The sequence below is a fragment of the Clostridium chrysemydis genome, from assembly GCF_015234215.1.
Lineage (GTDB): Bacteria > Bacillota > Clostridia > Clostridiales > Clostridiaceae > Clostridium > Clostridium chrysemydis.
Genome location: NZ_JADEKP010000001.1, coordinates 1,456,375 through 1,482,084, shown reverse-complemented (window position 1 = coordinate 1,482,084; position 25,710 = coordinate 1,456,375). Strand labels below are relative to the sequence as shown.

Genomic DNA, 25,710 nt, shown 5'->3' with positions numbered 1-25,710 from the left:
ATCGTGTGTTATTAAGCCCGTAGCTGATTTAAGTTGATTAATTTAAGCTAGCGGAGGGAGGGATAATTAAATGTCAGAAATCAAAGTTGGAGAAAACGAAACACTAGAAAGTGCGTTAAGAAGATTTAAAAGAAAATGCGCTAGAGCTGGAGTTCTTTCAGAAGTAAGAAAAAGAGAGCACTATGAAAAGCCAAGCGTTAAAAAGAAAAAGAAATCAGAAGCTGCAAGAAAGAGAAAATTTAAGTAGTTTTTTGAAAGAAGGTATGAAATATGCCAACAATTAAAGAAAGACTTCAAGAAGACTGGAAAACATCTTTAAAGGCTAAAGACAAATTCAAAACTAAAGTTTTAGGTAGCGCTAAAGCTGCTATACTTCAAGTTGAGAAGAATGAGCAAAAGCCTGCAGATGACAGTACAGTAATCGAAATTTTAGCAAAAGAAGTCAAGCAAAGAAGAGAAGCTGTGCTTGAGTTTGAAAAAGGTAATAGACAAGATTTAGTTGACGAAGCTAACGCAGAAATCGAAATCTTGCTAAATTATCTACCTCAGCAACTAAGCGAACAAGAAATATTACAAATAGTCAAAGAATCAGCACAAGACGCGGGAGCTACTAACATGAAAGACATGGGCAAGGTTATGGCATTAGTTAGGCCTAGAACTGTAGGTAAAGCAGATGGTAAACTTGTTAGTGGAATAGTTAAAGATTATTTAAGTAATATATAATAGAATATTTTATTTTATTATTACTTGTTATAGAAAAGAGCTAAATATTATATTTAGCTCTTTTTTTGTTGCGTAAAAATAGTAATTAATCTCCTTTAGATAACATAAATTATTATGATAGAAATTATAAGGAGATAGAAATATGTTTGAAGAGATTAGAGAAAAGAAAGAGAGAGTTGTAGATTCTTTAGGTTTACCTAAGGAAGTCTTATATAATGTACCTAAAATAACTGTGCTTGGGAATCAAGAGGTATTAATTGAAAACCATAAAGGTCTCTTAAAATTTACAAATGAAGAAATATTATTAAATAGCAGGCTTGGGAAAATAACTATAGAAGGCTCAAAATTAAATATTATGTATATAGGGGATGACACTATTGCAGTAAGAGGAGAATTTAATTCTATATACTATAAGGAGAAAGTTATAAATGAAAGAGAGTAGATTTGATTCTATTTTAACTATAGAAATTAATATATTAGAGCCTGAGAAAGTATTAAACATAATATCTAAAGAGGGTATATTTATTAAAAACGTAAAGAGGTTAAATATTGCACTTTTAAGTTTAGATGTATATGAAGAAGATTATAAAGAAATAAAAAAGATAGTAAAAGCAAATAGAGGAAAAATTAAAATAGTAAAAGAAAGAGGAAGAAATATTTTAATTAGAAGGTTAAAAAGGAGATCTTCTTTGTTAGTTGGGGCTGTTTTGTTTGGATTAATAATATTTGTATTGTCTACACATATATGGTCAATAGAAATAAAAACATGCGAAAATTTATCTCCATACGAAGTACGTGAGATTTTAAGTAAGCTTGGAGTTAAACAGGGGATGAAAAAGAATGCTTTAGATGTATATTCTTTAGAGAAAAAATTAGAAGATTCAAGTTCAGAAATAGTTTGGGCAAGGAGCAGAATAGAAGGTTCTACTTTGAAAATCGATATAGAAGAAAAAGTAAATCCTCCGAAATTTTTAGAAAAAGAAGTTGATAGTGTAATTGCTACTATGGACGGTGAAGTTAAAAGGATATATACAGAAAGCGGTACAGCTGTTGTAGAGCCTGGTAATATGGTAAAAAAGGGTGATGTGTTAATTGAACCTTATAACGGCTCAGAAGGTACTAAATATGAGTGTATAGCTAGTGGTAAAGTTATTGCAAATACCTTTTATGATAAGGAAGTAGATGTTAGAGTAAGCGGAAAAGAATTAAAAAGAACAGGGGAAAGTTTTAAAGAAATTTATATAACTTTGTTTGGGCGAAGAATTTATTTAAAAAAATATACAAATTCCTTTAAGGAGTATGATAAAATAGAAGATAATACTGGGTTAATTAAAGGGGTAGAATACTTTGAAAAGGAACTTAAAGAAGTTAAATTAGAAAGAGAAGAAGAAGTTTTAAAAGCTTCTAAAAAGTTAGAAAAATTATTACTTAAAGATTTAACTAACGAGGCTAAAGTCGTAGGTAAAGATATAGATGTAACAGATTTAGGTGATGGGATGATTAGAGTAAAAGTTCAATTTGTTGTAGAACAAGATATAGCTTTATAATAGTTAGAAAACTAGCTCTTTTGATAAGAAGGTGATAAACATTGAAAAAAATTAAAAGATTAAAATTGAGTCCTAAAGAAAAATATATAAGGTATGCTATGTATGGGCTTAGCTTTTTAATAACATACATTCTACTTATAACTTCAATTTCTTTTAAGCAATATGATTTAAAAGAAGGGGATATTGCAAGAACTGATATAAAAGCCCCAAGAGATACAATTAACGAAGTTGCAACTAAAGACAAAGAAGATGAAGCGGCTAAGGGTGTTGAAAAGAAATATACCTTAAACACAAGCATTGAAGAAAGTGCTAAAAGTTATATTGAAGGGTTTTTTAATAAGATAATAAATATTAAATCATCTGACAAAAATACAGAGGATAAAGTAAATGAACTTAAAAAACTTAGCGATTATAATTTAAGTGAAGACGAACTAAAAGTTTTGCTTAATCTTAGTTCAGAAGAATTAGATAGCCTTAAATACGATTTAAATGGCGTTATAATTGATGTTTATAGAAAAAACATACCAGATGACAATGAGGAGAGCTTAGCTCAAGCTAAAAATTTAGCAGAAGAAAAGATAGGATATTTAAATACTTCAAACAAAGTAAAGGATGTCTTAAAGAAAGTTATATTGCCTCAGATTAAGCCAAATTTTTATCTTGATGTTGGAGCGACAGACCAAGCTATTAAAGATGCTAAAAAGAATGTTCAAAAAGTTATTATAAAGAAAAATCAAACTATAGTAAGTGAAGGCGAACCTATTACAGGGGAACAACTTTCTGTTTTAGAGGATTTAGGTTTATTAGATAAAAGTAGTGGTAGAGAATTTTTTATAATGTATGTTGTTTTAGCTGTATTTGTTGTTTTAGTATTTGTGCTTCAAAACATATATATAGCAAAAAATCATAAAGAAACGTATAAAGATACAAAAATGATGATACTTATAAATACAGTATCTATAATATCATTTATTTTATCTAGGGTTATAGGAGCTTTATCGCCCTTTGCAATACCTTTAACTTCGGCACCTATACTTTTATCTCTTCTTATAGACTATAGGTTATCTATGGTTATATGTAGCTTAAATGTATTAGTTATTAGTGCTTTAGTTAACTTTAACCCACAAGTTATGCTTCTTGCGTTATTAAGTGCTATACTTGGTTCTACATCCCTTAAAAAGATGCAGCAAAGAAATGATATAATGCGTTTGTCTGTATCTATAACTATATTTAGCGCTATATTAACTTTTACAACAGGAGTTTTAATTTCAAATAACTTAGGTGAGGTTTTAAGTATAAGTTTAATTTCAGGAGTTGGTGTTATTTTTTCAGCAATACTAGCTATAGGATTTTTACCGTTTTTAGAATCGACTTTTGATGTAGTCACATCATTAAAGTTACTGGAACTATCAAATCCAAACAATCCGCTTCTTAAAAAATTACTTATGGAGGCGCCAGGAACGTACCACCATTCTATGCTAGTTGCAAACTTAGCTGAAATGGCAGCAGAGGAAGTGAATGCAAATCCTGTTATTGCAAGGGTTGGAGCTTACTTTCATGATATTGGAAAAACTAAAAGGCCATACTTTTTTGGAGAAAACCAAATAGGAAGAGAAAATCCTCACAATAACATAACTCCAAACTTAAGTACCCTTATAATAACTTCTCACGTAAAAGACGGAGTTGAACTTGCAAAAGAATATAATATGCCAAAAGTAATAAAAGATATAATAGAGCAGCATCACGGAACTACTTTAGTTAAATACTTTTATTACACTTTAAAAAATAATTCTGAAAATCCAGATGAAATAAAAGAAGAAGATTTTAGGTATCCAGGGCCTATTCCAAGCAGTAAAGAGGCTGGAATTATAATGATTGCAGATAGCGTTGAAGCAGCTGTAAGGTCTATTAGTGATCCAACTAAAGGGAAAATAGAAGAAATGGTAAATAATATTATTAAAGATAAACTTTATTCAGGACAGTTAGATGATTGTGATTTAACTTTAAAGGATTTAGAAAAGATAAGAAAATGTTTCTTAAAAACTTTAAATGGTATTTACCATCAGAGAGTAGAGTACCCTACGGAAAAGAAAATAAAAAGTGCAAATTAACAAAAAGGGGAGCGTAAACTCCCCTTTTTAAATGTATAATAATATCTATAAAATTATTAAAAAGGAGAGTAAAAAGAATGATATACGTAGAAAATAATCAAGATAAAATAGAAGTAAGTGAAGAATTAATAAAAAAGATAAAAGAGGTTATAAACTTTTCTTTAAAAGAGGAAGATGTAACTATTAAAACAGAAATATCTGTGCTTTTAGTAGATAATGAAGAGATAAGAGAGATAAATAGCCAAACTAGAAATATAGATAGAGCGACAGATGTATTATCTTTCCCTATGCTAGATTTTGATGATAATAAGGTATATAAAGAAGTATATAAAGATGAAAAATTTGACGATAGCTATTTTGATGGGGAAGATTTAGTTTTAGGAGATATGGTTTTATCTTTAGAAAGAGCAAAAGAGCAATCAGAAGAATTTAACCATTCCTTCGAAAGAGAAGTTTTTTATTTAATAGTTCATTCAGTACTTCACCTTTTAGGATATGACCATATGGAAGAGGATGAAAAATCTATTATGAGAAAAAGAGAAGAAGAGATACTTGGGTCTTTAGAGCTAGTAAGGTAAGTTAAATTTTAGATAGAGGGTGTTTTTATGAAATTAAAAAAGATTGTAGATAGTTTTAATCATGCAATAGATGGGGTAATTTATACAGTTAGAACTCAAAGAAATATGAAAATTCATATGATAGCTACACTTTTAATTTTAGCTTCTTGTCTTTTCTTTGATGTTTCAAAAATTGAATTTTTAATTTTAGCTGTAACTATAACTATGGTAATAGGTGCAGAAATGATAAATACAGCAATAGAAGCTGTAGTAGATATGAATACAAATTATTATCATCCCTTAGCTAAGATTGCAAAAAATGTTGCAGCTGGAGCGGTGCTTCTTACAGCTGTAAATGCTTTGGTTGTAGGGTATTTAATATTTTGGGATAAACTATCAAACCTTTCTTATGGGGTAATGCATAAGATTAAAACATCAGAGCCACATACTATTTTTATAGTATTAGTTATAGTTTGTATTGGAACAATAATAGCAAAAGCTATTTTTGGAGAAGGTACTCCTTTAAAAGGAGGAATGCCAAGCGGGCATAGTGCTTTAGCATTTTCTTTAGCCACTGCAATTTCTCTTATAACAGAAGAGCCGATTTGTGTTATGCTAAGCTTTATAATGGCTATAATCACAGCTCAAAGTAGAGTGGATTCAGAGGTTCACTCAACCTTTGAAGTTATTGTAGGGGCTATATTTGGAACCCTTTTAACAATACTAGTATTTACAATCTTTAGAATTTAAACCACATACTTTTTTAATTTTATTATTAGTGTTATAATGAAAAGACTAAATAGTATATACTATTTAATTTAGAGTGTTGAGGCTAGGAGGTTTATGAAGATGAACAGTAAAGAATTAATTAAATCAGCAATAGAAGCGAGAGAAAAGGCATACTGCCCATACTCAAACTTTAAAGTAGGAGCTGCAGTGCTATTTGAAGATGGTAAAATCTATACTGGGTGTAATATAGAAAACGCTTCATTTGGTGGAACTAACTGTGCTGAAAGGACTGCTGTTTTTAAAGCCGTATCAGAGGGTAATAGGGTTTTAAAAGAAATAGCTTTAATAGGTGATCCAAATAACTACACATATCCATGTGGTATTTGCAGACAGGTACTAACTGAGTTTGCAGAAAGTGGAGATGTAAAAGTATATATAATTAAAAATGAAAATGATTATATAGTTAAAACTATAGAAGAGTTAATGCCAGGTTCATTTACAAAAAAAGACCTTGGCTAATTTAGGAGGAAAAATGTTTAAATCAGGATTTGTATCAATAGTCGGAAGACCTAACGTAGGTAAATCAACTTTATTAAATTATATAATGGGTGAGAAACTTTCAATAGTTTCAAACAAACCACAAACAACAAGAAATAATATTCAAACAATATTAACAACAGATGATTATCAAATGATATTCGTGGATACACCAGGTATACATAAACCAAAGCACAAGCTAGGTGAGTACATGGTAAACTCAGCAAAAGAATCAACTAAAGATGTAGATTTAGTTTTATTTTTAACTAACCCAGGAGATGAAATAGGAAGAGGAGATAGATTTATCTTAGAAACTCTTAAAGGAAAAAAATGTCCTGTATTTTTAGTTTTAAATAAAATAGATGAATTTACTCAAGATGCAGTTGCAAAAACTTTAGCAGATTTTTCAAAAGAATTTGAATTTGATGAAATAGTTCCTATTTCAGCAGTTAAAGGTAAAAACGTAGATAAATTATTAGACCTTATGGTAAAAGAATTACCAGAAGGACCTAAATACTACCCAGAAGATATGATTACAGATGTTCAAGAAAGATTTGTAGTTTCTGAAATAGTTAGAGAAAAAGCTTTAAGATGCTTAAGAGATGAAGTTCCACACGGTATAGCTGTTGATGTAATTCAAATGAAGCAAAAAGAAAATGGAACTTACCACATAGAAGTAGATTTAATTTGTGAAAAAGATTCGCATAAAGGAATCATTATAGGTAAAAATGGGCAAACTTTAAAGAAAATCGGAGAAACTGCAAGATACGAACTTGAAAGATTCTTAAGGTCTAAAGTTAATATCAAAATTTGGGTAAAAGTAAGAAAAGAGTGGAGAGATAATGCACTATTACTAAAGGAACTTGGTTACAAAAAGCAAAAGTAGTAATAGGCAGGGGATGGTTTAATGTCACTATTAGAAACTGGTGGTGTTGTTATAAAAGTGCAAGACTACAAGGAAAATGACAAATTGGTATGGTTATTTACAGAAAAGTTTGGAAAAATTACTTGTATAGCAAAAGGAGCTAAAAAGAGTAAAAGTAACTTATTTTCAGTTACTCAACCTTTATGCTATGCAGAGTATATGGTCTTTAAAGGGAAGAATTTATTTAACCTTAGAGAGGGAAAGATTCAAAACTCCTTTGGAGGGCTTATGAGTAATTTAGAAAAGCTTACTTACGCTTCCTATCTTTCAGAGCTTATAGATATAGCACTTTTAGATGGGGAAAGTAACAGTATTTTATATAAAGATTTTTTAACAGCTTTATATTTATTAAATACTGATGCTATAGATTACGAATTACTTATAAGATCTTTTGAACTTAGACTTTTAAAAGCAACAGGTTATGGACTTATGCTAGATAACTGTGCTATTTGTAGAAAAAAATTAAAAACTGCAAATTACATAAGTTTATCAAACTTTGGAGGGATTTGTGAAGAATGCCCTAAAAATCATGGTTTATTTATATCTAAGGGAACTTATAATGCTTTGAGATTTTTAAGTAATATGAGGCAAGATAAAATTTATATGCTAAACTTATCAGATGATATAAAAAGAGAAATTGCAAAAGTTACAACATTTATAATATCGTCAAACTATGCAAAAAAACCTAAAAGCTTAGAAATGTTAAATTATTTGAAGGAGTGATAGTAATGAGCGAAATAACATTAGAAAAAGTAGATCAAATCAGAGAAAGAACTGGAGTTAGCTATGCTGTAGCTAAAGAAGCACTAGAACACACTTCTGGAAATGTTTTAGATGCATTAATTTACATTGAAGAAAGTGCAGTATTAGTTAATGATAACTTTAAAGCAAAAGAAGATGCAGAAGGCAAAGGAGTAAAGTCTGTTGAAGAGTTTAAAACTTTCCTTAAAGAGTTAATAGAAAAAGGTAACGTTAGTAGAATCAAGATTAAAAAAGAAGATCAAACTTTAGTAGATGTTCCAGTAAACGCTGGTATTGCTGCAACTGTTATAGCTATAGTACTTCCACCAGTTCTTGCTTTTGGAGTAATAGCAGCAGTAGCAACTAAAATAACAATAGAAATTACTAAAGCTGATGGAAGTGTAGAAGTTATAAACCAATATGTTAAAAAAGCATACGATGAAGCTAAAGGTAAAGCTTCAGAAGTTTGCGAAGCTGCAAAAGAAAAGATTTCAGAAGTAAAAGATAGAGGAATCCCAAAAGGTGAAAAAGGTAAAGTTTACACTGGTGATGAAACTGTTTATACTTATACAGTTAAGTTTGATGAAGAGTAGAATTTTAAAGCAATAGAGAGAAAAGACGTGCAATAACTAGATAAAATAAACAAAAAGGGAATAAACAGAAAATTCAAAAGAATTTAAAGGAAAATGGTTATAGTAAAATAACGGTAAAATGGTATAATTAGATTAAGCAAAATTTTCCAAAAATCTGAATTGTCTGATAATTCCCTTTTTAGATTAGAAAGAGGGATAAATTTGAAGTTGTCAGATAGACAAGAAGAAATTATAAGGTTAGTAAAAGAGGGACAGCCAATTACTAGTGAGGCAATAGCAGAAAAGCTTGGCGTAACGAGAGCAGCACTTAGGGCAGACCTTGCGATACTAACTATGATAGGAACGCTCGATGCTAGACCTAAAGTAGGTTATATATATTCTAATAAATCTAAAAATAGCTTTATAAATGAATATATAAACGAGATAAAAGTTGGTGACATTATGTCAAAACCTTCCATAGTTAGTGAATCTACTACAGTGTACGATGCAATCGTATACTTATTCTTAAATGATGTAGGTACATTATTTGTAGAAAACGAAGGATTTTTGACAGGTGCGGTTTCAAGAAAGGATTTTCTTAAAATTGCAATAGGAGGTACAGATATTCATAAAGTTCCAGTTGGAGTAATAATGACTAGAATGCCAAACATTGTATGCGGGTCTGTAGAAGATCAAGCTTATGATATAGCGAAAAAAATAATAGAACACGAAATTGACAGTATTCCAATTGTTGAAAAAGTTACTACTGAGGAAAGAGAACAATTTAAAATAGTAGGTAAGGTTTCAAAAACTAATGTTACTAAATTGTTTGTTAAATTAGGGGAAAGAGATTAACTTAATTTGCTAACTACAGGGGGGCTAAAATTCTCCTGATAGTATATATAACTTTAGTATTGAACGGAGGAGTATTGAGAATGGAGAAAAAATACGTATACCTTTTTAAAGAGGGAAATGCATCTATGAGAAATCTTATAGGAGGAAAAGGGGCAAATTTAGCAGAGATGACTAATTTAGGAATACCAGTTCCTCAAGGTTTCACTGTTACAACAGAAGCGTGTACAAAGTATTATGATGATGGAAAAGTAGTAGCATCTTCAATTATTGATGAAATAGAAAACTCTATGAAATATCTTGAAGAAATAACAGGCAAAGAGTTTGGAAGCACTACTAATCCACTACTTGTTTCAGTAAGGTCAGGAGCAAGAGTTTCAATGCCAGGTATGATGGATACAATATTAAATCTAGGATTAAATGATGAAGCGGTTGTAGCTTTAGCAGAACAAACAAACAATCCAAGATTTGCTTATGATTCATACAGAAGATTCATACAAATGTTCTCAGACGTAGTTATGGGAGTAGAAAAAAGGCTTTTTGAAGATGAAATCGACAAAGCTAAAGAAGCTAAAGGTGTAGAAGTTGACACAGATTTAACTGCTGACGACTTAAAAGAACTAGTTAAGAATTTTAAAGAAGTCTACAAAAAAGAAAAGGGTGAAGATTTCCCACAAGACCCTAAAAAGCAATTAATAGAATCTATAACTGCTGTATTTAGATCTTGGGACAACCCTAGAGCTCATGTCTATAGAAGATTAAACGATATACCATCAGAGTGGGGAACTGCTGTTAACGTTCAACAAATGGTGTTTGGTAACAAGGGGGAAACTTCAGGAACAGGAGTTGTCTTCTCAAGAAACCCAGCTAATGGTGAAAATGAAATCTACGGAGAATATTTAATGAATGCACAAGGCGAAGACGTTGTTGCAGGAATAAGAACTCCACTTCCAATCGCTCAATTAGAAGAGCAAAATCCAGTTATATATAAAGAATTTATTGATATAGTTAATACTTTAGAAAAGCATTATAGAGATATGCAAGATATGGAGATAACTATAGAAGAAGGTAAATTATACTTCCTTCAAACTAGAAATGGTAAAAGAACAGCTCAAGCTGCTTTAAAAATAGCTGTTGACTTAGTTGAAGATGGTACTTTAACTAAAGAGGAAGCTATCTTAAAGGTAGAGCCAAAGCAATTAGATACATTATTACACCCAGCTTTCTATGATGAAGATTTAAAGAGAGCTACTCCAGTAGCTAAGGGGCTTCCAGCTTCTCCAGGTGCTGCATGCGGTAAAATAGCATTTACAGCAGAAGAAGCAAAAGAGAGAGCTCAAAATGGTGAAAATGTAGTTTTAGTAAGACTTGAAACTTCACCAGAAGATATAGAAGGTATGATAGCTGCACAAGGTATCTTAACTGTAAGAGGGGGAATGACTTCTCACGCAGCAGTTGTAGCTAGAGGAATGGGAACTTGCTGTGTAGCTGGTTGTGGCGCACTAAAAGTAAATGAAGAAAAGAAAACTTTAGAAGTAAACGGTAAAGTTTATAACGCTGAAGATTACATTTCAATAGATGGTACATCAGGAAATGTATATGCAGAGAAAATCAAAACTGTAACTCCTGAAATAACAGGACATTTTAAAACATTTATGGAATGGGTAGATGAAATAAGAAAGTTAAAAGTTAGAACTAATGCTGATACTCCAAGAGATGCAAAACAAGCTGTTGAGTTTGGTGCAGAGGGAATAGGACTTTGCAGAACTGAGCATATGTTCTTTGCAGAAGATAGAATATTAGCAGTTAGAGAAATGATTTTAGCTAAAACTTTAGAAGATAGAAAAAAAGCATTAGATAAGATACTTCCAATGCAAAGAGCTGACTTTATAGCTATATACGAAGCACTTAAAGGAATGCCAGCTACTATAAGACTTTTAGACCCACCACTTCATGAATTCTTACCTCATACTTTAGAGGATATGAAAAACTTAGCAAAAGAATTAGATGTTAGTGTTGATGATATTAAGTCAGAAGTAGATAGCAAGCATGAATTTAACCCAATGATGGGACACAGGGGTTGTCGTTTAGCTGTAACTTATCCAGAGATTGCAGAGATGCAAACTAGAGCTATAATAGAAGCTGCAATTGCGGTAACTGTTGAAAGAGGATATGAAGTAGTTCCAGAGATAATGATTCCTTTAATAGGAGATGTAAAAGAATTAAAGTTTGTTAAAGATGTTGTTGTTAAAACAGCAGAAGAAGTTATGGAAGAAAAGGGAACTAAAGTTGACTACAAAGTAGGAACAATGATTGAAATCCCAAGAGCTGCACTTACAGCAGATAGTATAGCTAAAGAAGCTGAATTCTTCTCATTTGGAACAAATGATTTAACTCAAATGACATTTGGATTCTCAAGAGATGATGCAGCTAAGTTCTTAAATTCATACTATGATAGTAAAATTTATGAGCAAGATCCATTTGCAAAACTAGATCAAAATGGAGTAGGGCAGTTAGTTGAAATGGCAGCTTCTAAAGGAAGGGAAACTAGAAAAGATATTAAACTTGGAATTTGTGGAGAACATGGAGGAGATCCTTCATCAGTAGAGTTCTGTCACAATATAGGTTTAGATTATGTTTCTTGTTCTCCATTTAGAGTTCCATTAGCAAGACTTGCAGCAGCGCAGGCTCAAGTTAAAAATAAAAGATAGTAAATTTTAAGGTCTATCGGAATTATCCGATAGACCTTTTATAATGTTATATTATATTCTTTTTCAATTCTTGGAATTATTTCTTTTACAAAGTCAATTTGAAAGTTAAGCTTTTCATTACTCTTCATAAGAAGGGTAATAAAGGCGGTTTTATTACATTTTCCTATATTTTTGAAGTAATCTTTTGAAATTTTCCAAAACTTTTGTGGAAAACTTATATAAGTCACTAGATATCTAAGGTCAGATGGGGTAAGCTTAGAGTGATAGTTGTATTCTCTTAGTAGAGATAGTGCAAGTTCTAAGTTGAAACAAGTGTTGTCTCGTCTAAGGAGTCTTCTTAAAAAATAACCTAGGTCACGAATAGAATAATCGTATTTACACTTATCTAAATCTATAACCCAAATATTATTATCGTTATCAAAAAGTATATTTTTACTAACGTAGTCGCCGTGACAGATAGATTTAGAAAGTTCATCATCATCAATATGAGATGCAATCTCTAAAGATTTTTTTGCAAGAAATAAATTATCTTCAAAATTTTCTAAAAAGATATTTGAAAATTTATCTTTAGTAGATACAGCTTTATTGTATGAAGTAAGTAAATGATTAAAATGTTTTAAGATAGATATGTAGTAGCTATTTAGACCTACTCTATCTTCACTTCCTTTAATAGGGAAAAAGCTTCTTGAGCTGTTGTGAATGTGGGCAAGCTGTCTAACAGAAAGAATAATGTGGTCTAAATTATCAAAGTCACATTTATATCCGTCGACCCAAGGTGTAAGTATAAAAATCATTCCATCATGTTTTACATATTTTAAACCGTCTTTAGTGTTTAGTAGAATTGGTGTTTTTATTCCTTTTTTCCATAACCACTGAAGTGCAGAATAAACAAACAGTAAGCTATCTTCGTTAAAATATATTTTTTTTAGGCAAAAGGCAGCGCTTTTAGATGAAATTTTATAAACAGCGCGATGCTTTTGAGTGTCTTTAAATTTTATTAAACCGATAGTGGAATCTTCTAAGTCATAATGATGCAAAATATTTTTTTTAACATATTCTTCAGAAAAAATATTTTGTTTAGAAGAAGGTTTTTTGCTCATAACAGAATCCTCCTATAATTTTTGTACTTAATATTATAATATTAGTGAAAAATAAAAATTAGAATATAAATATAAAAATAATAATATTTATAAAAATGCAAATAATAACTTAGTGTAATATTTTGAGAATATAGGTGGTAAAGATAGAATAAGTAATTAGAGGTGAAAAAAATGAATGTAAGAGAGAATATTGAAAGAATTGAGAGTTTGACATTAAGAAAAGAAGGAAAGTTATCTAAAGAAACTCTTGGAAGAGAGAGTTTTGAAAAGTTAGATGATTATAAAAATGCATTCATGGTTGATAGAGATAGAATAATTAACTCTAAAGCTTTTAGAAGACTAAAAGATAAAAGTCAAGTTTACACAGTTAAAAAGGGAGCGCACTACAGAAATAGACTTACTCACACTTTAGAAGTAAGCGCTATAGCTAGAGATATAGGAGTTGGAATAGGATTAAATGAAAATTTAATAGAAGCTATAGCACTAGGTCACGACGTAGGACACTCAGCCTATGCACACGCAGGAGAAGATGTACTTAAAGAATTTTTAGGACACTTTTCTCACTCAGAGCAGAGCGTTAGAGTTTTAACTAAACTTGAAGGAAAAGGTGAAGGTTTAAATTTAACTAAAGAAGTTTTAGATGGTATTTTAAAACATAGTGGACTTGGAGGTAAAAACAGTCAAATAACTTTAGAAGGAGTAGTAGTTAGATATTCTGATAAAATAGCTTACTTGAATCATGATATAGATGATTCTATAAGAGCTGGGCTTTTAAAAGAAGAAGACCTTCCTAAAGAATGCGTAAAAGTTTTAGGTAAGACTAACGAAGAAAGAATAAATACTTTAGTTCACGACTTCATAAATAACTCGAATAAATTATTAGACGAAGGAAAATTCCAAGTTGGACTTAGTAAAGAAGTTGATGATGCTATGCTTAAACTTAGAAAATTTATGTTCCAAAATATTTATGGTGGCGATTTCTTAAAAGAAGAGAGGAAAATAGTAAAAGTTAAAATGGAAGCTATCTTAAATTACTATATGGGTAGAATAGACCTTATGCCAGAGCTTTTTAAAACTATTGCAAAAGAAGAAGGGAACCCTCGTGCTGTAGCCGATTATGTAGCGGGAATGACAGATGAATTTTGTGATAACTTATATGAACAATTATTTGGAAAAAAATAAAAAAATAGGAATAAAAAGCGGATATTATGGAAAGATAAAATTATCATAAAAAAGAGGATTTTATAATATAAAGAAGAATAGTAATAAAAGACGATAAAAATCTTATAAAAACTTTCCTAATAAAAAAAGGAAATGTAAAAATAGTGTCGAATAAAATATAAGTTGCAAAAAATATAAAGGTAAGGAGGGAGATTTCTCCTTGCGTATTCAAGAGGAAACAATTGAAAGAATAAAAGAGGAAAATGACATCGTTGATGTAATTTCAGAAACTGTTAGACTTAAAAGATCAGGAAGAAATTATATGGGACTATGTCCTTTTCACGGTGAAAAATCACCATCATTTAGTGTATCACAAGATAAACAGATATATAAGTGTTTTGGTTGTGGCGAAGCTGGTAATGTCTTAACTTTTGTAATGAAGCAAAAAAACTTAAATTTTATAGAAGCGTGTAAAGTTCTAGCTGAAAGAGCTAATATAACTCTAGACTTAGGCGATGGAGAAAGTAGTGTAGTTTCAAAGAAAAAAGAAATACTTTACAAAGCAAATGTCGAAGCGGCTAGATTTTTCTTTTCAAATCTTCAAAGGGATAGGATTTCAAAATCATATTTTATTAGAAGAGGTATAGAAGAGAGCACTATAAAAAGATTTGGTTTAGGATTTGCAAAAGATGGATGGCAAAACCTTAGAACTTACCTTAAAGGAAAAGGCTTTAATGATAATATTCTATTAGAAGCAGGGCTTGTACTTAAAAGTCAAAAAGGAACTATTTACGATAGATTTAGAAATAGAGTTATGTTTCCTGTATTTGATATTAAAGGTAAAGTTATTGGATTTGGAGGTAGAGTCTTAGATGATTCTAAACCTAAATATCTAAATTCGCCAGAAACTATGGTTTTCCACAAAGGAACTAACTTATACGGGTTAAATTTTGCAATAAAAAATCAACTTAAAGAAAGATATTTCATTATAGTTGAAGGGTATATGGACCTAATAAGTTTAAATCAACATGGAATTACAAATGTTGTGGCTTCTTTAGGAACAGCACTTACAGTAAATCAAGCAAGACTTCTTAAAAGGTATGCTGATAAAGTAATTATTTCTTATGATGCTGATGTAGCAGGTCAAACTGCAACACTTAGAGGATTAGAAATATTAAAAGATGCTGGATTTGATGTTCGGGTATTAAGTATACCAGAAGGTAAAGATCCAGATGAGTTTGTAAGAAGCAATGGGAAAGACGCATTTTTAAAGTTAGCTCATAATTCAGAAACTCTTATTGGATACAGACTTAGAAGAGCAAAAGAAGGTATTGATTTTAAAGACAATCAGGCCTTAGTTGAGTATGGTAATAGGGTTACTGAAATTCTTTTAGGATTAAATCCTGTCGAACAAAGTGTATATATTAAAAGTATTTCAGAAGATACAGGGCTTAAAGAACAAGCCTTATACGACTTGCTTTCGAGAAGTTCAAAAGGAAAAAATGAGGCTACTATGTATGAAAAGGAACAAAATGGAACAAAATTATATGTGGAGCCTAGTTATATGAAGGCTGAGAAGTCGCTTCTTAAACTAATGCTTAACGAAGATGATTTTAATACAATCATTGGACTTATAGACAGTGATGAGCTAAACTTAAAAGCTCATAGCAAAATATTTAATTTAATAAAAGAGGGTAGAGAGAAATCTATTAAGGATATTTCTTCATACGTTGAGCTTAACTGTGATGATGTTGAATCATCTAAAGAATGGGTAATAATTAAAGAGATGGAAGTTTTAAAAGCTAATGATGCTAAAAGAGTTATTTTAGATTACATAAAGCAGATCAGAAGTTTTAAACTAAAGAAAAAGACCCAAAAGTTAAAGCAAAAGCTAAAGGAATTTGAGAAAAAGGGAATGTTTGAAGAATCAATTAAGGTTGCTAAAGAACTTAGTAAAATTAATGCAGACCTTAATATGAATAAGGGGTAATGGTCATTACGGAAGGAGGTAACGATATGGCTGGAAGAACAAAGGTAAAAAAAGAAGATAATAAAGAAAAAAATAATAAAATGTCTATTGTTAAAAATTTAATTGATAAAGGTAAGAAAAATAATTCTTTAACTTATAAAGAGATAATGGATGAAATAGATAATATCGAATTAAGCCCAGAACAAATCGAGAAAATCTACGAAGTTCTAGAATCTATGGGAATTGAGGTAGTAGGTGAACCTAATAAAGGTGAAGATACTGAGGAAGAAGAAGAAGAGGAATTAGACTTAACTGTACCAGAAGGTATAGCTATAGATGATCCAGTTAGAATGTACCTTAAAGAGATAGGTAAAGTGCCACTATTATCATCAGAAGAAGAGATAGAACTTGCAGAAAAAATCGAAGAGGGAAGTCAATATGCTAAGAAAAAATTAGCAGAAGCTAACCTTAGACTTGTTGTAAGTATAGCTAAAAGATATGTAGGTCGTGGAATGTTATTCTTAGACCTTATTCAAGAAGGTAATTTAGGTCTTATTAAAGCTGTAGAAAAGTTTGATTACAGAAAAGGGTTCAAGTTCTCAACTTATGCTACATGGTGGATAAGACAGGCGATTACAAGAGCTATAGCTGACCAAGCGAGAACTATAAGAATACCAGTTCATATGGTTGAAACTATAAACAAATTAATAAGAGTTCAAAGACAATTACTTCAAGAACTAGGTAGAGATCCATTCCCTGAAGAGATTTCTAAAGTTATGGATTTACCAGTTGAAAAAGTTAGAGAGATACAAAAAATCGCTCAAGAGCCAGTTTCACTTGAAACTCCAATCGGTGAAGAGGAAGATAGTCACTTAGGAGACTTTATTCCAGATGACGACGCTCCAGCACCAGCTGAAGCTGCAGCATTTACTATGCTTAAAGAGCAATTAATTAACGTTTTAGATACTTTAACTCCTAGAGAAGAAAAAGTATTAAGACTTAGATTTGGTCTAGATGATGGAAGAGCTAGAACTCTTGAAGAAGTAGGTAAAGAGTTTAACGTTACTAGAGAGAGAATTAGACAAATTGAAGCTAAAGCTTTAAGAAAGCTAAGACACCCTTCAAGAAGTAAAAAATTAAAAGATTATTTAGATTAATATATTAAAAAAGCGCGTAATACGTGCTTTTTTAATTTGCTATAAAAGATAGTGATTTGTTATAATGGATTTCTAAAATAAAATTGACAGGAGAAATGAAAATGGAATTAAGCAGAAGATTAAGTCTAATAATTCAAAATATTGATGAATGTGATACTTTAGTGGATGTAGGGACAGACCACGGATATATACCGATAAAATGTATAAAAGATGGGTTATGTAAAAAGGCGATAGCATCAGATATAAATAAGGACCCACTTGATAAGGCAAAACTTAATTCTGTATTCGAGGGAGTAGACGAAGAGGTAGAGTTTAGATTGGGTGGTGGATTAAGCACTGTAGAGGTTTCAGAGTGTAACGGTATAGTTATAGCTGGAATGGGTGGAAATCTTATTAGAGATATACTAGAAGAAGATAAAGAGGTAGTTAAAGAAGCCGATTATTTAATTCTTTTACCAGCACAAAATCCAGAAGTTTTAAGAGAGTATTTATATACTAATAACTACGAAATAATAAAAGAAGATTTATGCTTAGATGATGGAATATACTATGAACTATTTAAAGTAAGATCAAAAGACGGAGAAACTACTGAGTTAGATTCAATCTATTACGAAGTTAGTCCAACACTTTTAAGAGAAAGACATGAACTTTTAAAAGGATTTATAGAATCAAAAATAGAAAAGTATGAAAAAATCAAAGGTTTAATAACTGATGATAGCGAAAGTGCTAAATTAAGATTAGAAGAATTAAATACTAAAATAGATGTTTTAAATAATTTATTAAACTACTGCAGTTAATAAAGAAAGGATGAGAGGTTATGAAAAAAGTTAAAGATATTATAAGTGCTATGGAAAACTTTGCACCTCCTATATTAAAAGAAGATTTTGATAATGTAGGACTTATGGTTGGAGATAAAGAGGAGAAGGTTTCTAAGGTATTACTTGCATTAGATTGTACAAACTCTGTAATTGACGAGGCTAAAGAAAATAATTGTGATATGATAATAACTCATCATCCTCTTATTTTTAAAAAGCCAAATAGAATAGTTAAAGATGATTTCCTTGGAAATAAAATAATAGAACTTATTAAAAACGATATATCACTTTATTCAAGTCACACAAACCTAGATTCAGTTAAAGGTGGAATAAATGATACTATAGTTAAGATGCTTGGTTTTGATTTTAATTCTATAATAGAAGAATCTAATAAGGGCTACGATGGAGCTGGACTTGGAAGAATAGTTAACTTAGAAGAAGAAATAGATTTAAATTCTTTAATAGAAAAAATTAAATCTAATTTAAATGTTTCTAATTTAAGAGTTGTTAAAGGAAAAGAAAGATTTAAAAAGATTGCTATAATAAACGGAAGTGGGCAAAGCTTTTTTAACGATTGTATAGCTGAAGGTGTAGACTGCATTATAACAGGGGATACTACATACCACTTTGCATCAGATTTAAGAGAACTTGGAATTACAATAATAGACCCAGGGCATTTTAAAACTGAATGGTTAGTATTTTTAAGCGTTATGGAAAATATAATAGAAAAGTTTAAGGAGATAGAATTTATAATTTCAAAAGAAAGTTCTGACCCTTATACTTTTATTTAAAGGAAAGATATCGCCTTTTAGTTCATATACTTAAATGAGTATGAATTGAAAGGTGATTTTTTATGGGAAGAAAAAGAAAAAGGAAAAATCTTTATAGAGATGGTGGGAATAATAATTTTGACATAACAGCATTTTTTAAAAACATAGAGAATTTTATAAATAATTTTAGTAGAAAGAATTATTTTAAAAGATCAGAGTATTTTACTCCTATAAAATGTGTTATTTATTTAGGTGTTTTAGCTACTTTGATGTTCTCAGGGGTAGGGGTTTTAGGGGTTATAATTGTTGGATTATTTATAGTTGCGTTAATGATTTTTGATTAAATGGAATAAAATTCATTTGCATAAGATATTTAATTATGTTATCATAGGTTTTGCGAGTAAGACGTGCAATCGCTGCTAGCCTTTGAGCTAGGAGAGGAAAGTCGGAGCTCCATAGGGCAGGGTGCTGGCTAACGGCCAGTCAAGGCGACTTGAAGGATAGTGCAACAGAGATATACCGCCAGAATCTAAACTTAGTTTAGATGAGTTCACTTTTGTGACTGGTAAGGATGGAAAGGCGTAGGTAAGAGCTCACCAGCATAGTGGAGACATTATGGCTATGTAAACCCCACCTGGAGCAAGACCGAGAAGAAACATTATGGGATAGCCCGTTCCGTTTCGTGGTGTGTCGCTTGAGCATGCTGGCAACAGTATGCCTAGATAGATGATTGCTTAATACAGAACTCCGCTTATGGCTTGTCTCGCATAAGATGAATTCAAGGGTTGAATGATGTGAAACTTTTAGTTTCCCTTATTCTTCCCTTATTTTATTTTTAACATATCATCAATTATGTTAGTAGCGTTACGATTCATTTATTCAGTAACGTGTGCATAGATATCCATAGTTGTACCAATTAAGGTATGACCTAATCTACTTTGAAGAGTTTTAAAATCAACCCCACCCTCTAATAATAAGGTTGCATTTGTATGCCTAAGATCATGCCATCTTATATTTTTTTCAATTCCACAATTTTTTAATAGTCTTTTAAATCTTTGTAGAAAAGATGAAGGTAAAATAAATTTTCCATTTTCATTAGTGAATACTAAATCATAAAATTTATTATTAAAGCAATTAATAGTATAATTAGAACCATATTTTAATTTAGTTTGTTTTTGAAGTAACTGATATCTTTTTAGTTTTTGTAATAAACTATCACTTAATGGAAGTGTTCGATATGAACCATTTGTTTTAGGAGCAGAAATAGAATAATGATTTTCTATTCTAATTAATGATTTATTAACTTTTAAAGTTTTATTAATAAAATCTATTGATTCCCAAGTTAAACCACACATTTCACCCCTTCTCAATCCAGTTTCCAAAGTTAAATCTAATGCAAGTAAGAAGACTGAGTCATTATATAGTAGTGGGTTAAGAGAATTATAAAGAAGTTTAAATTCTTGTAACGTAAGAATATTTGCTTCATATCTATCTCGTTTAGGAGTATCTACATAAATACAGGGATTCGTTTGTAATAGTTGTAACTTTACTGCTTTATTTAAAGAAGTTTTCAAAACACCAAAATACATTTGCATGGAAGTTGAAGATAAATCTTTTTGTTTTAATGATTTGAGAAACTTCTCAATATGAATAACTTTTAGTTCTTTCAATTTTAAGTTACCAATTATAGGTTTTATATATTTATTACAAACATTTTTATATTTATCATAAGTATTTTCACTTTTTTCATCTTTTATATAATCGTTTAACCACATATCTAAATAGTCAGTTAGAACTTCTTCAGAAGGTGTAGTTAGATTATTATTAATTAAATAAAGCTGTTCGTTTAATTTTTCTAGAGCTTCTTTTTTAGTTTTACCTCCTTTCTTTTCTATTTGTTTTTTCTCACCTTGTACGTAAGCGTAGTATCTGTAATACCAAGCGGAACCTTTTTTTCTGACGCTGCCTTGCATATTATCACAACCTTTCTTTCACGATAGAATGTATGTTCTTATTTGGTTTATAAATAATCACTAGAAGTCTTGAAATTTTTCAATAACCCCTAGTGGATTAAATCTTATTATATAATTATCTATTTCATACCAATTGTTATATTTAACTTCATAGTAATTCAGGCTATCCTTTAAAAACACCTCTGTTACATTAAGATAGTCAGCTAATTCATAGCGATTTCTTACACCACATTTATAGGCATCAAGTATATTTAAAATACCTATAAGTTTAGTGTAAGCCCATCTTCTGGCTATAATTTCCTTCTTTTTATTTATAATTTTTGTTTCGTCAATAATATTTCCACAAGTAGTACAATGATGACCTATTTCTTCAGCAAGAATACATTTTCTTTCAGTATCATTATTTAGTTTTTTATCAATAATAATTCTATTATTGTTATATAGTCCTTTAAGGTTATAGTCTAAAGGCTTTTCTTTTATTTTTAGACCATAATTGTTTTCAGCATCTATAAGCAAATTAGTGTATGTCATAAAATTCCCCCTAATAATATAGGTGATTAAAGATTACCAATCATCATCATCAAAAAGTGCATCAATATAAGATTTAATAAGTTCTACTTTTTTTGGTGTTAAGTCTTTATCTTCTAAATGAGCTGCTATAGTATCTATTTCTTTTTGGTTTTTAGATACTTTTTTATCTGATGATTCTGTAGTTTTAGATTCAGATGGTTGATCTAGCAAGTCAGAAATATTAATATCTAGAGCATTAGCTATAGACTTTAATGTATCTAGACTGGCGTTATATCTATCTTTTTCAATATCAGCAAGATAAGAGCGAGATATTGTAGCCTTTTTTGCTAATTCAACTTGTGTTAGTTTATTTTCTTTTCTGAACTCTTTAATTTTTTGCCCTATACTTTTCATTATTTCATCCTCCTGTCGACTATACCGACTTTACAAGTTCATTATAGTTTAAAAATGTCGGAATAGCAATACAAATAATGACGGAAATACAAGTGATAATGAGTAATGCGGAGAAATAGCTTGCTAATTTTAATGAATGCTAAAATATGCTTAGAAATACTTGGAAATTAGCTTTTACAAAATGACGGAAATACAATACAATAAACGTGTAAGGAGGACGAGCTTATGAAAGAAAAAATAGCACAGAACTTAGGTATAGCAATTAAAGAAGCTAGAAAAAAAGCAAAATTAACACAGCAAGATTTATCCGAAAAAACATCAATATCAAGAAACTATATTTCAGATATTGAATGTGGAAGATATGTACCAAGCTTTGAAAAAGTGATAGAGTTATCGAATTTTTTGGATTTGGATTTAAATTTAATAAAAAATGACGGAAATACAATATAAAAGGAGGTCAATATGGAACTATTGACAGTTAGAGATGTAGCGAAAAAGCTAAAGGTAAATCCTAATTATGTATACAAGCTTATAAATAAAGGTTATATACAATGTTTAGTTTTAGGATCTAAAAAAATAACAGATTTTGAGCTAGAGAGATTTTTAAAAGAATCACAAGGAAAAGATTATACAGATTTAGACAACGTGAAGAAAATAGAGGAAGAATAACTATGGAAGAAAAAAGATACGGAACTGATATAGTAAGAAGCCAGAAAGTAGAGAATCTTTTACCAGTTAATACTGGTGGAGATAATATTACATTAAGTGCTAGAGATTTACATGAGTTTTTAGAAGTGGGTACTAGATTTAATGATTGGTTTTTTAGGATGAAGGAGTATGGTTTTGATGAAAATATTGATTATAGAGCTATTACTCAAAAAAGAGTAACAGCTCAAGGAAACAAAACTACATTAACTGATTACGAAATTAAACTTGATATGGCAAAAGAAATAGCAATGATCCAAAGAAGTGAAAAAGGTAAACAAGCTAGAAAATATTTTTTAAGAATTGAAGAATCGTGGAATAGTCCAGAAATGATTATGAAAAGGGCTTTAGAAATAGCTAATAATCAAGTTGAAAAATTAAAAATAGAAAATACAGAACATATAAAGAAAATTGAAGAACAGAAACCTAAAGTTATATTTGCTGATGCAGTTAGTACAAGCCATACATCAATACTTGTTGGAGATTTAGCAAAACTTATGAAACAAAATGGTGTGGATATTGGTGGGAAACGATTGTTTAAATACCTTAGGGAAAATGGTTATCTTATAAAACGAAAAGGTACGGATTACAATATGCCAACTCAAAAAGCTATGGAACTTGAGTTATTTGAAGTTAAAGAAACATCAATAAATCATTCGGATGGACATATTAGCATAAGTAAAACACCAAAGGTTACAGGAAAAGGTCAGCAGTATTTTATAAATAAATTTTTAAATTAAGAAGGAGGGTTAAAATGAGTAAAAAATTCAGTACAACAAATACAAATTTAGAGGTTTCAACATCAAGACTAGATGTAGTAGAAATAGATGATATTTCTTTTGAAAAGGATGAAAGATACCCTTGGGTAGATGTATATGTAATTGGTGAAAGTTGCAAGAGATTTATTGAAAAATTTGATACAGAAGTAGATGAAGATATAGATATAGTTTCATACGAAGATTTAAAAGTCTTTGCTTTAAATTGGTTCTTTAAAAATGTTGAGGTTGTAAAAGAAATTGATTAAATAAATTAGTTTTAAGGAGGAATGTTAAAGTGAATGAGCATAAAGAAAAACTAGAAAAATACTTACATTTGCAAAAATGCCCAGAGTGTAATTGTAGCGATATAGGAATAGATAACTGGGATATGTTTAAAGGAGCAGGAGATTGGTTCTACTACTGTAAAGATTGCGATATAACATTTCAATTAGTAATAGTTAAAGAGGAAAAATAAAACAAATAAGGATGTGATTTTATGACTCCAGAAGGTAAGTTATTACTTGGAATAATAGCTTTAGTAACAACATTTGCAACATTTTTATATGAAGGAATGAAATGTGTGAATGAAAATAGCAATAAAAAAAGTTTAATATATGGAGCATTAAGTGTAGGAAACTTATTTAGTTTTATATATGTAACAAATGTATTTTATATATTTTAAGGAGGATTAAGAAATGAATAGAGAAGAAAAAATAGGACAACTAGAGGAGTTACTTTTTAATTTTGAAGAATTTGAAAGCGTAGAAACTACAGAGGATGATGTAGAAGCATTAAGGTTTGCAATACAAGAATTAACTAAAGGTATGGGTGAAAAAAATGAAGCAGTTGAAAAATCTATCTAGAAATCAAAAGAGGTTTTTAATGGACCAAGGGTTAAATCCTAATAATTATTTAATAGAGAGGTCTACGCCATATGATTACACGTTCTTTGATAAGAAAAATGGTAAATTATTTTCAATAAGGAGATAGGAGGTCAATAAAGTTGAAATTTGAACATCTTAATTATGATTATATCGGGAGGATTAGTTATACACCAGAGTATCACACAAAGAAAGGTAGCAAGTGGTTAGATGAAGATATTGAATATCTAATAAATTGGTATGACAAGGTTGGTATAGAGGAAATGACTTTTGCCTTAGAGAGACCACAAGTAACTATTATGACAAAAGTAGTTGAGTTAAGACGAAAGGGGTTAATGAAACCTACTAGAGCAGGAAGGAAGAGAGTTAGTTGAAGGATATTGCACTTGAATTAGCGATTGCAGTTGCAGAAGTATCAGAAAATAAAAATAGGTTTAGGCAGAACCTAAACCAAGCTAAAGAACTATATAAAAAGTATCTTGGCACCGACCAAAGTAACCAAGATACCAAAAACAAAGATTTTAAAGTAATTTTACCACCAGGGATAGATTTAGACAAGGGTGAAATATATGACATTGAAACTGGCGAAACAATAAAGGAGTTGTAGTTATGAGTTTACCAGATAGTTGTTATGACTACAGATACCAGAGAGAAAAACAAAGAGAAATAGATGAATGTTCTGAATGTGGTTGCAGCATTTATGAAGGAGAAGAATATTATGATATTTCAAACTTAATAATATGCTGTGACTGTATACAGAGATTTAAGAAAGAAGCAGAGGTGGAATAATGGCAGAGCAAAAAGCAAAAATGAATATATATCAAAAGATTCAAAAGGCGAGGGTAGAACTTCAAAAGAAAGATCTTAAGAAAACAGGACATAACAAACATTCAGATTATAAATATTTTGAGCTAGGAGATTTCTTACCTTATATAAATGAAATTTGTAACGACATAGGACTTTATACTGAATTTAAATACGGTAAAGATGTGTCATTCCTTTATGTAATAGATTCAGAGGATACAGAAGTTAAAAGAGAATGGTGTACACCAATAGAAGTAGCACAGTTAAGAGGGTGCAGCACTATACAAAATATTGGAGGAACTCAAAGTTATGCAAGAAGATATCTTTATATGATGGCATTTGAAATTGCAGAAGTTGATGCTATTGATAGTGGAGAGATTGATGAAGAAGCAGCATATGCAAATCAAAAGATAAGCAAGGCTCACGTATTCACAATAAATAAATTAATAGCAGAAACCAAGACTGATATTAAAAGTTTCTTAGATTGGGCTAATGTTTCAAAAGTTGAGGATATAACGAATGATATGTTCAACGAATGTATAAAAAGCTTCAACGATAAGAAAACAAAGATAGCTGAAAAGAAAAGAGAAGCAGAAGAAAAGGAAAGACTAAAGCTTGAAGAAGCTAAAAGAAAACAAGAAGCAGCAAAAAAAGAAAAACAATTAGAAGACTTTGATTTTTAGGAGGA

General features: G+C 30.3%; 35 protein-coding genes and 1 other RNA gene. 32 read left to right on the top strand and 4 right to left on the bottom strand.

Annotated elements, in window-relative coordinates; translation table 11 throughout:
* The first annotated feature begins 70 nt into the window (after nucleotides 1-70).
* The 13 genes from rpsU (at nucleotide 71) to ppdK (ending at nucleotide 12,005) form a co-directional block, all read left to right on the top strand.
* Entirely contained in the window at nucleotides 71-247 is a 177-nt protein-coding gene (rpsU, locus tag INR60_RS07555; RefSeq protein ID WP_008429643.1) for a 30S ribosomal protein S21, read from the top strand.
* 23 nt (nucleotides 248-270) lie between these two features.
* The gene (locus INR60_RS07550) at nucleotides 271-723 is read left to right on the top strand and encodes a GatB/YqeY domain-containing protein (RefSeq protein ID WP_194190860.1); all 453 of its coding nucleotides are present in this window, start codon (nucleotides 271-273) and stop codon (nucleotides 721-723) included.
* Between the two features lie 142 nt (nucleotides 724-865).
* Nucleotides 866-1,165 (top strand): sporulation protein YqfC, encoded by a 300-nt coding sequence (gene yqfC, locus INR60_RS07545; protein ID WP_194190859.1) that lies wholly within the window; start codon nucleotides 866-868, stop codon nucleotides 1,163-1,165.
* On the top strand, nucleotides 1,152-2,270 hold the full coding sequence (yqfD, locus tag INR60_RS07540; RefSeq protein WP_194190858.1) for a sporulation protein YqfD: 1,119 nt from the start codon (nucleotides 1,152-1,154) through the stop codon (nucleotides 2,268-2,270). Before yqfC ends, yqfD begins: the two co-directional genes overlap by 14 nt.
* Nucleotides 2,271-2,311: 41 nt before the next feature.
* Nucleotides 2,312-4,381 carry an HD family phosphohydrolase gene (locus INR60_RS07535; RefSeq protein ID WP_420797478.1) on the top strand — a complete coding sequence of 690 codons (2,070 nt, stop codon included), beginning with the start codon at nucleotides 2,312-2,314 and terminating at the stop codon, nucleotides 4,379-4,381.
* 77 nt (nucleotides 4,382-4,458) lie between these two features.
* Entirely contained in the window at nucleotides 4,459-4,959 is a 501-nt protein-coding gene (ybeY, locus tag INR60_RS07530) for an rRNA maturation RNase YbeY (protein ID WP_194190857.1), read from the top strand.
* A gap of 27 nt (nucleotides 4,960-4,986) precedes the next feature.
* Entirely contained in the window at nucleotides 4,987-5,688 is a 702-nt protein-coding gene (locus INR60_RS07525; protein WP_194190856.1) for a diacylglycerol kinase, read from the top strand.
* Between the two features lie 99 nt (nucleotides 5,689-5,787).
* Nucleotides 5,788-6,186: a cytidine deaminase gene (locus INR60_RS07520; protein ID WP_194190855.1), complete on the top strand. Its 399-nt coding sequence runs from the start codon at nucleotides 5,788-5,790 to the stop codon at nucleotides 6,184-6,186.
* A gap of 13 nt (nucleotides 6,187-6,199) precedes the next feature.
* Nucleotides 6,200-7,090, top strand: coding sequence for a GTPase Era (gene era / locus INR60_RS07515; RefSeq protein ID WP_194190854.1), 891 nt, complete (start codon nucleotides 6,200-6,202; stop codon nucleotides 7,088-7,090).
* A 21-nt stretch (nucleotides 7,091-7,111) separates the two neighbouring features.
* Nucleotides 7,112-7,852, top strand: coding sequence for a DNA repair protein RecO (gene recO, locus INR60_RS07510; protein WP_194190853.1), 741 nt, complete (start codon nucleotides 7,112-7,114; stop codon nucleotides 7,850-7,852).
* A 5-nt stretch (nucleotides 7,853-7,857) separates the two neighbouring features.
* Nucleotides 7,858-8,463: a DUF4342 domain-containing protein gene (locus tag INR60_RS07505; RefSeq protein ID WP_194190852.1), complete on the top strand. Its 606-nt coding sequence runs from the start codon at nucleotides 7,858-7,860 to the stop codon at nucleotides 8,461-8,463.
* A 201-nt stretch (nucleotides 8,464-8,664) separates the two neighbouring features.
* Nucleotides 8,665-9,297 carry a transcriptional regulator CcpN gene (gene ccpN / locus INR60_RS07500; protein WP_194190851.1) on the top strand — a complete coding sequence of 211 codons (633 nt, stop codon included), beginning with the start codon at nucleotides 8,665-8,667 and terminating at the stop codon, nucleotides 9,295-9,297.
* 80 nt (nucleotides 9,298-9,377) lie between these two features.
* Nucleotides 9,378-12,005, top strand: a complete 2,628-nt coding sequence (ppdK, locus tag INR60_RS07495) for a pyruvate, phosphate dikinase (protein WP_194190850.1) — start codon at nucleotides 9,378-9,380, stop codon at nucleotides 12,003-12,005.
* A gap of 38 nt (nucleotides 12,006-12,043) precedes the next feature.
* On the opposite strand, the gene INR60_RS07490 is transcribed toward ppdK, so the two are convergent.
* Nucleotides 12,044-13,105: a CotS family spore coat protein gene (locus tag INR60_RS07490; RefSeq protein WP_194190849.1), complete on the bottom strand. Its 1,062-nt coding sequence runs from the start codon at nucleotides 13,103-13,105 to the stop codon at nucleotides 12,044-12,046.
* A gap of 171 nt (nucleotides 13,106-13,276) precedes the next feature.
* Between INR60_RS07490 and INR60_RS07485 the strand changes: the two genes are divergently transcribed.
* The 7 genes from INR60_RS07485 to rnpB all read left to right on the top strand — a co-directional run bounded on the left by INR60_RS07485 (nucleotide 13,277) and on the right by rnpB (nucleotide 19,747).
* The gene (locus INR60_RS07485; protein ID WP_194190848.1) at nucleotides 13,277-14,287 is read left to right on the top strand and encodes a deoxyguanosinetriphosphate triphosphohydrolase; all 1,011 of its coding nucleotides are present in this window, start codon (nucleotides 13,277-13,279) and stop codon (nucleotides 14,285-14,287) included.
* A gap of 199 nt (nucleotides 14,288-14,486) precedes the next feature.
* Nucleotides 14,487-16,256, top strand: coding sequence for a DNA primase (dnaG, locus tag INR60_RS07480; protein WP_194190847.1), 1,770 nt, complete (start codon nucleotides 14,487-14,489; stop codon nucleotides 16,254-16,256).
* Between the two features lie 26 nt (nucleotides 16,257-16,282).
* Entirely contained in the window at nucleotides 16,283-17,392 is a 1,110-nt protein-coding gene (gene rpoD / locus INR60_RS07475; RefSeq protein ID WP_194190846.1) for an RNA polymerase sigma factor RpoD, read from the top strand.
* Between the two features lie 101 nt (nucleotides 17,393-17,493).
* A complete protein-coding gene (locus INR60_RS07470) occupies nucleotides 17,494-18,189 on the top strand; it encodes a tRNA (adenine(22)-N(1))-methyltransferase (protein ID WP_194190845.1) in 696 nt (231 codons plus the stop codon).
* Between the two features lie 20 nt (nucleotides 18,190-18,209).
* Nucleotides 18,210-18,998, top strand: a complete 789-nt coding sequence (locus INR60_RS07465) for a Nif3-like dinuclear metal center hexameric protein (protein ID WP_194190844.1) — start codon at nucleotides 18,210-18,212, stop codon at nucleotides 18,996-18,998.
* A 62-nt stretch (nucleotides 18,999-19,060) separates the two neighbouring features.
* Nucleotides 19,061-19,321 carry a hypothetical protein gene (locus tag INR60_RS07460; protein ID WP_194190843.1) on the top strand — a complete coding sequence of 87 codons (261 nt, stop codon included), beginning with the start codon at nucleotides 19,061-19,063 and terminating at the stop codon, nucleotides 19,319-19,321.
* Between the two features lie 53 nt (nucleotides 19,322-19,374).
* Nucleotides 19,375-19,747: RNase P RNA component class A (rnpB, locus tag INR60_RS07455), an RNA gene on the top strand.
* A 105-nt stretch (nucleotides 19,748-19,852) separates the two neighbouring features.
* On the opposite strand, the gene INR60_RS07450 is transcribed toward rnpB, so the two are convergent.
* Genes INR60_RS07450 through relB form a run of 3 tightly spaced genes read right to left on the bottom strand, consistent with a single transcriptional unit; the run spans nucleotide 19,853 to nucleotide 21,874 of the window.
* Entirely contained in the window at nucleotides 19,853-20,950 is a 1,098-nt protein-coding gene (locus INR60_RS07450) for a tyrosine-type recombinase/integrase (RefSeq protein ID WP_194190842.1), read from the bottom strand.
* A 60-nt stretch (nucleotides 20,951-21,010) separates the two neighbouring features.
* Nucleotides 21,011-21,481, bottom strand: a complete 471-nt coding sequence (locus INR60_RS07445; protein WP_194190841.1) for a hypothetical protein — start codon at nucleotides 21,479-21,481, stop codon at nucleotides 21,011-21,013.
* Nucleotides 21,482-21,514: 33 nt separating this feature from the next.
* Nucleotides 21,515-21,874 carry a type II toxin-antitoxin system RelB family anti-toxin gene (gene relB / locus INR60_RS07440; protein ID WP_194190840.1) on the bottom strand — a complete coding sequence of 120 codons (360 nt, stop codon included), beginning with the start codon at nucleotides 21,872-21,874 and terminating at the stop codon, nucleotides 21,515-21,517.
* 225 nt (nucleotides 21,875-22,099) lie between these two features.
* Between relB and INR60_RS07435 the strand changes: the two genes are divergently transcribed.
* The 12 genes from INR60_RS07435 to INR60_RS07385 are packed head-to-tail and all read left to right on the top strand — an operon-like array spanning nucleotide 22,100 to nucleotide 25,705.
* Nucleotides 22,100-22,324: a helix-turn-helix domain-containing protein gene (locus INR60_RS07435; protein WP_194190839.1), complete on the top strand. Its 225-nt coding sequence runs from the start codon at nucleotides 22,100-22,102 to the stop codon at nucleotides 22,322-22,324.
* Between the two features lie 12 nt (nucleotides 22,325-22,336).
* Entirely contained in the window at nucleotides 22,337-22,543 is a 207-nt protein-coding gene (locus tag INR60_RS07430; RefSeq protein WP_194190838.1) for a helix-turn-helix domain-containing protein, read from the top strand.
* Nucleotides 22,544-22,545: 2 nt separating this feature from the next.
* Complete coding sequence (locus INR60_RS07425) at nucleotides 22,546-23,319, top strand: phage antirepressor KilAC domain-containing protein (protein WP_194190837.1); 774 nt, start codon at nucleotides 22,546-22,548, stop codon at nucleotides 23,317-23,319.
* 14 nt (nucleotides 23,320-23,333) lie between these two features.
* Nucleotides 23,334-23,603, top strand: a complete 270-nt coding sequence (locus INR60_RS07420; protein ID WP_194190836.1) for a ubiquitin — start codon at nucleotides 23,334-23,336, stop codon at nucleotides 23,601-23,603.
* 29 nt (nucleotides 23,604-23,632) lie between these two features.
* Nucleotides 23,633-23,812, top strand: coding sequence for a hypothetical protein (locus INR60_RS07415; RefSeq protein ID WP_194190835.1), 180 nt, complete (start codon nucleotides 23,633-23,635; stop codon nucleotides 23,810-23,812).
* A 21-nt stretch (nucleotides 23,813-23,833) separates the two neighbouring features.
* Complete coding sequence (locus INR60_RS07410) at nucleotides 23,834-24,019, top strand: hypothetical protein (protein WP_194190834.1); 186 nt, start codon at nucleotides 23,834-23,836, stop codon at nucleotides 24,017-24,019.
* Between the two features lie 13 nt (nucleotides 24,020-24,032).
* Complete coding sequence (locus INR60_RS07405; RefSeq protein WP_194190833.1) at nucleotides 24,033-24,200, top strand: hypothetical protein; 168 nt, start codon at nucleotides 24,033-24,035, stop codon at nucleotides 24,198-24,200.
* Nucleotides 24,175-24,327, top strand: a complete 153-nt coding sequence (locus INR60_RS17695; protein WP_420797477.1) for a DUF6906 family protein — start codon at nucleotides 24,175-24,177, stop codon at nucleotides 24,325-24,327. Before INR60_RS07405 ends, INR60_RS17695 begins: the two co-directional genes overlap by 26 nt.
* 13 nt (nucleotides 24,328-24,340) lie before the next feature.
* On the top strand, nucleotides 24,341-24,592 hold the full coding sequence (locus INR60_RS07400) for a hypothetical protein (protein ID WP_194190832.1): 252 nt from the start codon (nucleotides 24,341-24,343) through the stop codon (nucleotides 24,590-24,592).
* A complete protein-coding gene (locus INR60_RS07395) occupies nucleotides 24,589-24,825 on the top strand; it encodes a hypothetical protein (RefSeq protein ID WP_194190831.1) in 237 nt (78 codons plus the stop codon). Before INR60_RS07400 ends, INR60_RS07395 begins: the two co-directional genes overlap by 4 nt.
* Nucleotides 24,826-24,827: 2 nt before the next feature.
* Nucleotides 24,828-25,007 carry a hypothetical protein gene (locus INR60_RS07390; RefSeq protein WP_194190830.1) on the top strand — a complete coding sequence of 60 codons (180 nt, stop codon included), beginning with the start codon at nucleotides 24,828-24,830 and terminating at the stop codon, nucleotides 25,005-25,007.
* Nucleotides 25,007-25,705, top strand: coding sequence for an ERF family protein (locus INR60_RS07385; protein WP_194190829.1), 699 nt, complete (start codon nucleotides 25,007-25,009; stop codon nucleotides 25,703-25,705). The genes INR60_RS07390 and INR60_RS07385 overlap by 1 nt, the downstream gene beginning before the upstream one ends.
* Nucleotides 25,706-25,710: the final 5 nt, after the last annotated feature.